The following is a 9,003-nucleotide window of genomic DNA, read 5'->3' on the forward strand; positions in this document are numbered from 1 at the left end:
CCACACTCCGGCCCCCTCCCCACCGCCACCACCCCCCCCCCCCCCACCCCCCCCCCCCCCCCCCCCCCCCCCCCCCCCCCCCCCCCCCCCCCCCCCCCCCCACCCCGGCACCCCCCACCTCCCCGAACGAGGAAGAGCCATGAGACTACGTCGAACGCTGGTCGCGGTCCTCGCCGCGATCGGCATGTCCGCAGGCCTGTCAACGGTCGCGCCCCCGGCCTTCGCCGCGTCCCCCACCGCCGTCTTCACCAAGGTCTCCAACTGGGGCAGCGGCTTCGAGGGCAAGTACACGATCACCAACGGCGGCACCACCACCATCAACGGCTGGTCGGTCGCCTTCGACCTGCCCGCGGGCGCCACCGTCGGCTCCTCCTGGGACGCGACGCTGAGCCGCAACGGCCAGCGCTTCACCTTCACCAACGTCGGCTGGAACGGCACCCTCGCCCCCGGCGCCACCGCCAGCTTCGGATTCAACGGCACCCCCGGCAGCGCCACCCCTTCCAACTGCACGCTCAACGGCGCGTCCTGCGGCGGCGGCAGCGGCCCCGGCACCCCGGGCACGCCCGGCACCCCGTCGGTGACCGGCACCACCAACTCCTCGATCTCCCTGTCCTGGGGCGCCTCCAGCGGCACCGTCACCGGCTACCGCGTCTACGAGGGCGGCACCCAGCGCGCACAGGTCAGCGGGACGAGCGCCACCATCGGCTCGCTGGGCACCTGCACCGCGCACACCTACACCGTCAAGGCGTACAACGCCCAGGGCGAGTCGGCCGCCAGCGCCCCGGTGAGCGCCACCACCACCGGCTGCACCGACCCCGGCCCGGTCGGCAAGATGCCCGGGGCGCCCTACCTGTACATGGGCTGGGGCAACCCGCCCAGTCCTGCCGCGGTGATGAGCGCGACCGGGGTGAAGTCGTTCACGATGGCGTTCATCCTCTCCAGCGGTGGCTGTACCCCGGCCTGGGACGGTAACCGGCCGCTGACCGGCGGCGCCGACGCGCAGGCGATCAGTCAGATCAAGGCCGCGGGCGGCAGCGTGCAGATCTCCTTCGGCGGCTGGTCGGGCAACAAGCTCGGCCCCAACTGCGCCACCCCGGCCGCGTTCGCCGGAGCGGTGCAGCAGGTCATCAACGCCGTCGGCCCCGCGGTGGTGGACTTCGACATCGAAAACAGCGACGAGTTCGAGAACTACACCGTCCAGGACCGCATCCTGAACGGCCTGAAGATCGTCAAGCAGAACAACCCCGGCGTCAAGATCGCCGTCACCTTCGGCACCACCACCACCGGCCCCAACGCCCACGGCATCCGCCTGATCAACCAGGCCAAGGCGCTGGCGGTGCCGATCGACAACTACACGATCATGCCGTTCGACTTCGGCAGCTCCAACATCTACACCGACACCGTCAACGCCTCCGAGGGGTTGAAGAACGCGCTCAAGGCCGCCCACGGCTGGAGCGACGCGCAGGCGTATGCCCGGATGGGCATCTCCGGCATGAACGGCCTGTCCGACCAGCAGGAACTGACCACGGTGGCGGCCTGGACCCAGATCCGCGACTGGGCCCGCTCCAAGGGCCTGACCCGCTTCGCCTACTGGTCGGTCAACCGCGACCGTCCCTGCCCCGGCGGCGGGGTGACCTCCAACTGCAGCGGCATCGCCCAGGCCGACTGGGACTTCACCCGCGTCACCGCCGGCTTCTAGACCCGTCCGGCGACCGGTCCCGGCCGGTCGCCGAGCGGTCCCCGCCGGATCGTCACCCGTCCCCACCGGCCCTCACCGGCCCCGAACGGCTCACGGCCCGCGTCTCGGCGACGCGGGCCGTCTCCCCCCACCCTCCAAAGATCTCAGCGGGGTACATCCGATGAACCTCAGGAAACTCGCGGCGGCCGTCGTGCTGGCGCTCGGCGGCGCCATGCTCGCCGCGACGCCCGCCCACGCCGCCAACATCGCGGTCAACCCCGGATTCGAGAACGGGCTGACCGGCTGGACCTGCACGCAGTCCTCGGGAGCCGAGGCGATCACCTCCCCGGTGCACGCCGGCACCCGGGCCCTGCAGGCCACGCCCGCCGGAAGCGACACCGCCCGCTGCGGCCAGACGGTCGCCGTCAAGCCGTCCTCGGCCTACACGCTGTCGGCCTGGGTCAGGGGAGGCTACGTCTTCCTCGGCGCGACCGGCACCGGCGGGACCGACCCCAGCACGTGGACGTCCTCCCCGTCCGCCTACACCCGGCTGTCCACCTCGTTCACCACCGGCCCCTCCACCACCTCGGTGACGATCCACGTCAACGGCTGGTACGGCCAGGGCGCCTACCAGGCGGACGACGTCGTCCTGGACGGCGCCCCCGGCCAGGGACAGCCCCCCGCCACGCCCACCGGGCTCACCGGCACCGGCAACGCCACCGTCGCCTCGCTGAGCTGGGCCGCCTCCCCGGGAGCGACCGGCTACACCGTCTACCGCAACGGCGCCAAGGTCGGCACCGCGACCGGGACCACCTTCTCCGAGACCCCCGGCACGGGCACCCACGCCTATCAGGTGAGCGCCACCAACGCGGCGGGCGAGTCGGCCAGGTCCGCCACGGTCTCCGTGACGGTCGGCACCGACCAGCCGCAACCTCCCCCCGTACCGTCGGGCCTGACCGCCACGGTGAACGGCGCCACGGTCTCGCTGCGCTGGAACGCCTCCACGGGGGCGACCGGCTACACCGTCTACCGCGACGGCACCAGGATCGGCACGCCCACCGCCACCTCCCACACCGACACCCCGGGCGCGGGCACCCACGTCTACCGGGTCGGCGCCGTCAACGCCGCCGGGGAGTCCGCCCGCTCCGGCGAGGTCTCCGCCACGGTCACCGGCACCCAGCCGGGCGGCCTGCCCAAGCGGGTGATGGTCGGCTACCTGCACGCCTCCTTCGCCAACGGCTCCGGCTACATCCGGATGGCCGACGTACCCAACGAATGGGACGTCATCAACCTGTCCTTCGGCGAGCCCACCTCGGTCACCTCCGGGGACATCCGCTTCACCCAGTGCCCGGTCGCCGAGTGCCCCAACGTCGAGTCCGAGGCCGAGTTCATCGCCGGGATCCGCGCCAAGCAGGCACTGGGCAAGAAGGTGCTGATCTCGATCGGCGGCCAGAACGGCCAGGTCCAGCTCGCCACCACGGCCGCGCGCGACGCGTTCGTCCGCTCGGTGAGCGCCATCATCGACAAGTACGGCCTGGACGGGCTGGACATCGACTTCGAGGGCCACTCCCTCTACCTCGACGCCGGTGACACGAACCTGTCCGCCCCCACCACCCCGGTCATCGTCAACCTGATCTCCGCCCTGCGGACGCTCAAGGCCAGGTACGGCTCCCGCTTCGTGCTGACCATGGCCCCGGAGACGTTCTTCGTCCAGCTCGGCCACCAGTTCTACGGCCCCGGCCCGAACGGCTCGGCCGACCGGCGGGCCGCCTCCTACCTCCCCGTCATCCACGCCCTGCGCGCGGACCTGACCCTGCTGCACGTGCAGGACTACAACTCCGGGCCGATCGTCGGGCTGGACGGCCAGTACCACACCATGGGCACGCACGACTTCCACGTGGCCATGACCGACATGCTGCTCGCGGGCTTCCCGATCGCGGGCAACCCGAACAACGTCTTCCCCGCGCTGCGCCAGGAGCAGGTCGCCATCGGCCTGCCCGCGGCCGCGTTCGCCGGGAACGGATTCACCACGGTGGCCGAGGTCCAGAAGGCCTTCGACTGCCTGGCGAAGGGGACGAACTGCGGGTCGTACCGGCCCAGAGGGGTCTATCCGAACCTCCGCGGCCTGATGTCCTGGTCGATCAACTGGGACAGGTACAACGCCTTCGAGTTCTCCCGCAGCCACCGGGCCTACCTCAACGCCCTGGGCTGACCGAACCCCTCGCCGCCGGAAGAGACGGACTTCCGGCGGCGAGGTCCCACCCTTCTCCGATCCGCGGTGAGGCCCCGGATCCGTGGCGGGGTCCCACCCTTCTCCGATCGGCGGCGAGGTCCCGCCCCCTCGGCCCGTGGCCTCCTCCCCGGCCGCGAGGTCACGGGCGCCGTCCCGCTGTGTGCACGGGCGGTCGCCGGCCGTGACGACCCCGATCCCGGACGTCGTGAAAGCTGGCAGAGTGGTCTCGTTTCAGGGACCGGGTCGCTAGCAGGCTCCGGGATCCGGCAGGCTATACGCCGTCATGGACTACGCAATTCTCACGGGGCTCGTCCTCGTCACAGGTGTCGTGCTCGCCCTGGTGGCACAGTGGAAGGGCTGGCGGCCCTCCCTTCTCGTCGTGCTGGCGGTCGGAATCGGCTTCAGGGTGCTCATCATGACCACCTCGGCGCTGGACAGCTGGCAGCCGGTCGACTTCATGGAGAGCTTCAAACCGGCCGGAGAGGCGATCCTGAACCGGCAGGATCCCGTCCTGGGCAGCGAGGGCGGCTGGCACTTCCTGCCGACCATCCCCTACGTCTACGGCCTGCTGCTCTGGCTGGGCATCCCGTGGGAGGTGGGCGGGCGGCTGGTCACCGTGGTCGCCGACATCGTGCTGATCCCGCTGGTCGGCAGGCTCGCCGGAGGCCCCGCCGCCTCGCTGCGGGCCTTCCAGTACGCCTGCAACCCGCTGGCCATCCTCGTCGCCTCCGTCCACGGGCAGGTCGAGCCGGTCGCCCTGGTCTTCGGGGTCGCCGCCTTCGTGGTCGCCCGCGGTCCCGGCGACCCGAACCGGCCGGGCATGACGACGGACGTGGTCGGGCTGGTCCGCAGAAGCGTCGCGTTCCGCGGCCTCGGCGGGGCCGTACGGCACGCCACCGGCCCCGCGGGCGTGGTCAGGCGGGCGCTCGCCCCGCGTCCCGACGACCGTCGGGTACTGCGCCGCGCCCTGCTCGGCGGACTGCTGATGGGACTGGCGCTCTGTGCCAAGAGCTGGCCGATCTGGTTGATCCCCGGCATGCTCCTGCTGCTGCCCACCGTCCGGGCCCGGCTGGCGGCGCTCGTGGCGACGGCCGTCGCGCCGATCTTCTTCCTGGTCACCCTGCCGATCTTCGCCGGCACCTCGCTGGACCAGATCCCCGAGGTCATCAAGGTGATCCAGGACATCCGCCCGATCGTGGGGGAGTGGGGCTACAGCGCCATCCTGGTCGGCGGCGACTGGACCCTGTCCCCGGCGATCGCCACCTTCGGCACCCGCCTGATCTACGTCACCCTGCTGCTCACGGCCCTGCTGTGGCGCCGCGCCGACCCGGTCGACCTCACCACCGCGCTGCTGCTGGCCTTCATGGTCGTCACCCCCAGGCTCGGAGCGCAGTACCTGCTGTGGTTCATGCCTTTCCTGGTCGCCCGCCCCACCCGCTTCGCCTGGCCCGCCATCATCGGCGTCTCGCTGTGGGCCGGGTACGGCTACCTCTACATGACCCAGTTCGACACCACCACCTGGTGGAACCTGCACTCCGTCTGGGCCCAGTGCTCCGTGGTGCTCCTGCCGATCCTGGCGCTCGCCATGCCGTGGGAGCGCCTCGTCTCCAGGCCGGCCGGGACGCCCGGCGGCCCGCCGCCCCGCACACCCGTCTCCACGCCCGCCTGACCCGCCTCTGCCACGCGGCCCGCGTCCCCTCCCCGGACGACGGGCCGCCCGGGGTGCCCGGGACTGCAGGGCGGTCGCGGTCTCCGGAGCGTCCGGGGAAGGGCTGGTAGATTCCGATGTCCGTGAACAACACCGTGGAAATCCTGCGTTACACCGCTTTCACCCATGATCCCGAGGGGGGCAACCCGGCCGGGATCGTCCTGGAGGCGGCCGCGCTCTCCGACGCCGAGATGCTCGCCGTCGCGGCCGAGGTGGGCTACTCCGAGACGGCGTTCGTGACCGCCAGGGACGACGAGCGGCGCGCCTTCCAGGTCCGGTACTTCGCCCCCACGGCGGAGGTGGCGTTCTGCGGGCACGCCACCATCGCCACCGCGGTGGCCCTGGCCGAACGGCTGGGAACCGGCAGGCTGCTCTTCGACACCGGTGCCGGCGAGATCGCCGTGGACACCGAGATCGTCGACGACGCGCTGCGGGCCACGCTCACCAGCGTTCCCACGCGCTCGGCACCCGTCGCGGAGGAGGCGCTGGAGGAGACCCTCGCCGCCCTGGGCTGGTCCCGGGACGAGCTCGACCCCGCCTTCCCGCCGCACGTCGCGTTCGGCGGCGTCCAGCACCTCGTGCTCGCCGCGGCCTCGCGCGAACGGCTGTCCGACCTCGACTACGACTACGAGCGGCTCAAGGCGGTGATGATCCGCGAGGACTGGACCACGGTCGACCTGTTCTGGAAGGAGAGCGACGAGCGTTTCCACGCCCGTAACCCCTTCCCGGTCGGCGGTGTGGTGGAGGACCCGGCCACCGGCGCCGCGGCCGCGGCCTTCGGCGGCTACCTGAGGGTCCTGGGCACGGGCTCCGCGGAGTTCACGGTCGTGCAGGGCGTGGACATGGGACGGCCCAGCACGCTGAAGGTCTCGATCGCCGACCCCGACGGCCGGAGCCGGGTGAGCGGCGGAGCGGTGGTCCTGGAGACCTCCTGACGCAGGCCCCCGGTTCACGGAGTCCGGCCGCGCCCGGCTGTTTCCCTGACCTGGGCCCGTCCCGCGCTCCCGGGTCCAGGGCGTCGCGTCAGGCGGCCGGCCGGTCTCCGGAGGGGGCGACCAGCCGGCCCAGGGGCACCCCCGCCAGCCGCCGTACCTCGTTGGCCATGTGCGACTGGTCGGCGTAACCGCTGGTGGCGGCGACCTCGGACGCGGGCATGCCGTTCCTGGCAAGCTTCAGCGCCCGCTGGAACCGCACCACCCGCTGCAGCACCTTGGGGCCGTACCCGAAGATCTGCGACGTCCGGCGCAGGAACTGCCGCTCGCCGAACCCCAGGTCCCAGGCCACCTCCGCGACGCTCCGTCCCGCCAGCAGTGACCGGGCGATCACCGGTGCGGCCGGGTCGGGGTCCGGCACCGAGCGCAGCCGCACGGCCAGGGTCCGCTGCATGGTCGCCGCGACCGCCCTCGGCGACCGGTCCCCGGCCCCGGCGATGAGCGCGTCCAGGGCGGACAGGCCGGTGAGCGGCCCCAGCTCCGACAGGGGCACCCGAAGGTCGCGCAGGTCGGTGAGCGGCACACCGAAGACCTCGCCCGCCGAGCCGCACCGGAAGCGGACCCCGACGTAACGCTCGTCCGGCGTCATCGTGACGGGCTTGGGGCCGGTGTCGGGCCCCGCGACGTGGACCCCCCGGGGACCCCAGACGAGGTCCACGCAGCCGTCGGGCACGACCAGCTTCGTGGTGGCGGAACTCGCCTCGCTGGTCCATGCGCAGGTCACCCGCCCGGTGACCCGGTCGTCGGGCGCCCACTCGCGGTACATGCCCTCAGCGTACGGGCGCGGGCCTTTTCTCCCGGCCCGGCCCCTCGTCCCCGTGCCCCTTCCCACTCTCGTCCCCGTGCCCCTTCCCACCGGAGGCCGGCCGGTCCCGGCCGGGTACCTCCCCCGATATCAGGGCGGCGGCCCAGTCGCCGTCGGGATCGCTGTCGACCAGCAGGGCGCGGACCAGCAGGCTGAGCGGGATGGCCAGCAGCGCGCCCAGCGGACCGAGCAGGAACGCCCACAGGATGAGGGAAAGCAGGGTCATGGTGGTGGACAGGCCGACGGCGTCCCCGAGGAACTTGGGCTGGATCAGCGACTGCACCACGAAGTTGATCACCATGTAGGCGATGATCACGAAGATCATGGTCTTGATCCCGCCCTCCAGCAGGGCGAGCAGCGCGGGAGGGACCAGTCCCAGCACGAAACCGACGTTGGGAATGTAGTTCGTGATCAGCGCCAGCACGCCCCAGAGGAGCGGGAGCGGCACGCCCAGGAACCACAGGGCTCCGACGTCCAGCGCCGCGCAGATCAGCCCGAACACCGTCGAGACCAGGAGGTAGCGGCGGGTCTTGCGGGCGAAGTTCCGAAGCGCCTCGATCAGCAGGGGTCTGCGCGCCGCTCCCGCCTTCAGGACCCCGGAGAAGGCCCGCGCGTCCAGGCACATGGCCAGGACCAGGACGACGATGAGGATCAGACCGGAGAACGCCCCCAGCAGGCCGCTGACGAACCCCTGGGCGAGCGCGAAGATCTTGCCGGGATCGAACGACTTGATCGCCTGGTTCATCTGCTCGGTGCCGATCCCCAGCCCGGCCGCGAACTGCTGCGCCTGAACGACGAGCTCGCCGAACTGCTTCTGGTACGTGGGCGCGAGCCCCGCGAGCTGCGCGACCGCCAGGATGAGGATCGCCATCATGCCGAGCAGTATCAGCAGGACCAGCACCAGCGGGGCCGCGACCAGCGTCCATCCCGGAGCCCCGCGCCCGCGAAGCCAGGTTCTGACCGGGGAGACCGCCAGGACCAGGACGAGTGCGAGCAGCACCGGCCCGACGATCGATCCGACCTCCCGGATTCCCGCCAGGGTGACCACCGCGCCTGCGGTGCAGAGAAGTACGACGAGTGCCCTGGGCAACACTCTTTGGTCCGTCATGGTCGATCTCTACCCAGCAGGCGGAAAACACGTCCACACGGGGGTTCGCACTTCGATTTGACGGCCCCCCGGGGCGTACATATAGTTCACAGGCCCGAGGGAGTCGGTGAAGATCACCAGAACCTCGGGACCATCCCTCTGATCATCTCCCTTCGTCGGGACGTTCGCGTCGCGCCGGAGTCCGGTTGGACATCGGCCGGATGCTGGAGTAAGTTAGAGGGGTTGCCCTGGAAGCAGGGCGGTCGACATCCTAGCGGTCTCGGCGGGTTCGGGTCGAGGGTCGGGAAAACCGACAGTTTGACACGAATCACGCGGATTCACTAGAATGGTAGTACGAAATGGAACGCCCCTGGTGGTCGGCCCGAACGGGTCCGGTTGACCGGATGTACGCGTCCGTTTCTTGAGAACTCAACAGTGTGTTAAAAGCCAGTGCATGAAGCACAACCCTGTCCTAACCACCCTCGCGGGTGGGGGACGGA

6 protein-coding genes are annotated in these 9,003 nt (G+C 71.3%); 4 read left to right on the forward strand and 2 right to left on the reverse strand.

The features are described 5' to 3' along the window. Positions 1-139: 139 nt before the first annotated feature. The 4 genes from ACZ6RT_RS34760 to ACZ6RT_RS34775 all read left to right on the forward strand — a co-directional run bounded on the left by ACZ6RT_RS34760 (position 140) and on the right by ACZ6RT_RS34775 (position 6,554). A complete protein-coding gene (locus ACZ6RT_RS34760) occupies positions 140-1,699 on the forward strand; it encodes a cellulose binding domain-containing protein (protein WP_470158213.1) in 1,560 nt (519 codons plus the stop codon). Between the two features lie 160 nt (positions 1,700-1,859). Beyond that, positions 1,860-3,890 carry a carbohydrate binding domain-containing protein gene (locus ACZ6RT_RS34765; RefSeq protein WP_470158214.1) on the forward strand — a complete coding sequence of 677 codons (2,031 nt, stop codon included), beginning with the start codon at positions 1,860-1,862 and terminating at the stop codon, positions 3,888-3,890. Positions 3,891-4,194: 304 nt separating this feature from the next. Then, a complete protein-coding gene (locus ACZ6RT_RS34770) occupies positions 4,195-5,580 on the forward strand; it encodes a hypothetical protein (RefSeq protein ID WP_470158216.1) in 1,386 nt (461 codons plus the stop codon). Between the two features lie 116 nt (positions 5,581-5,696). Then, positions 5,697-6,554: a PhzF family phenazine biosynthesis protein gene (locus tag ACZ6RT_RS34775; RefSeq protein ID WP_399197339.1), complete on the forward strand. Its 858-nt coding sequence runs from the start codon at positions 5,697-5,699 to the stop codon at positions 6,552-6,554. A gap of 88 nt (positions 6,555-6,642) precedes the next feature. Here the strand turns inward: ACZ6RT_RS34775 and ACZ6RT_RS34780 are convergent, their stop codons facing one another. Beyond that, entirely contained in the window at positions 6,643-7,377 is a 735-nt protein-coding gene (locus ACZ6RT_RS34780) for a helix-turn-helix domain-containing protein (protein ID WP_470158218.1), read from the reverse strand. 4 nt (positions 7,378-7,381) lie between these two features. After that, on the reverse strand, positions 7,382-8,524 hold the full coding sequence (locus ACZ6RT_RS34785; RefSeq protein WP_470158220.1) for an AI-2E family transporter: 1,143 nt from the start codon (positions 8,522-8,524) through the stop codon (positions 7,382-7,384). Positions 8,525-9,003: the final 479 nt, after the last annotated feature.

It is taken from the genome of Streptosporangium sp. NPDC050148, from assembly GCF_055586505.1.

Bases quoted from the DNA above. Each gene is read 5' to 3' on its own strand.
- ACZ6RT_RS34760 (WP_470158213.1), top strand. From the start codon at position 140: ATGAGACTACGTCGAACGCTGGTCGCGGTCCTCGCCGCGATCGGCATG.
- ACZ6RT_RS34765 (WP_470158214.1), top strand. From the start codon at position 1,860: ATGAACCTCAGGAAACTCGCGGCGGCCGTCGTGCTGGCGCTCGGCGGC.
- ACZ6RT_RS34770 (WP_470158216.1), top strand. From the start codon at position 4,195: ATGGACTACGCAATTCTCACGGGGCTCGTCCTCGTCACAGGTGTCGTG.
- ACZ6RT_RS34775 (WP_399197339.1), top strand. From the start codon at position 5,697: ATGTCCGTGAACAACACCGTGGAAATCCTGCGTTACACCGCTTTCACC.
- ACZ6RT_RS34780 (WP_470158218.1), bottom strand. From the start codon at position 7,377: ATGTACCGCGAGTGGGCGCCCGACGACCGGGTCACCGGGCGGGTGACC.
- ACZ6RT_RS34785 (WP_470158220.1), bottom strand. From the start codon at position 8,524: ATGACGGACCAAAGAGTGTTGCCCAGGGCACTCGTCGTACTTCTCTGC.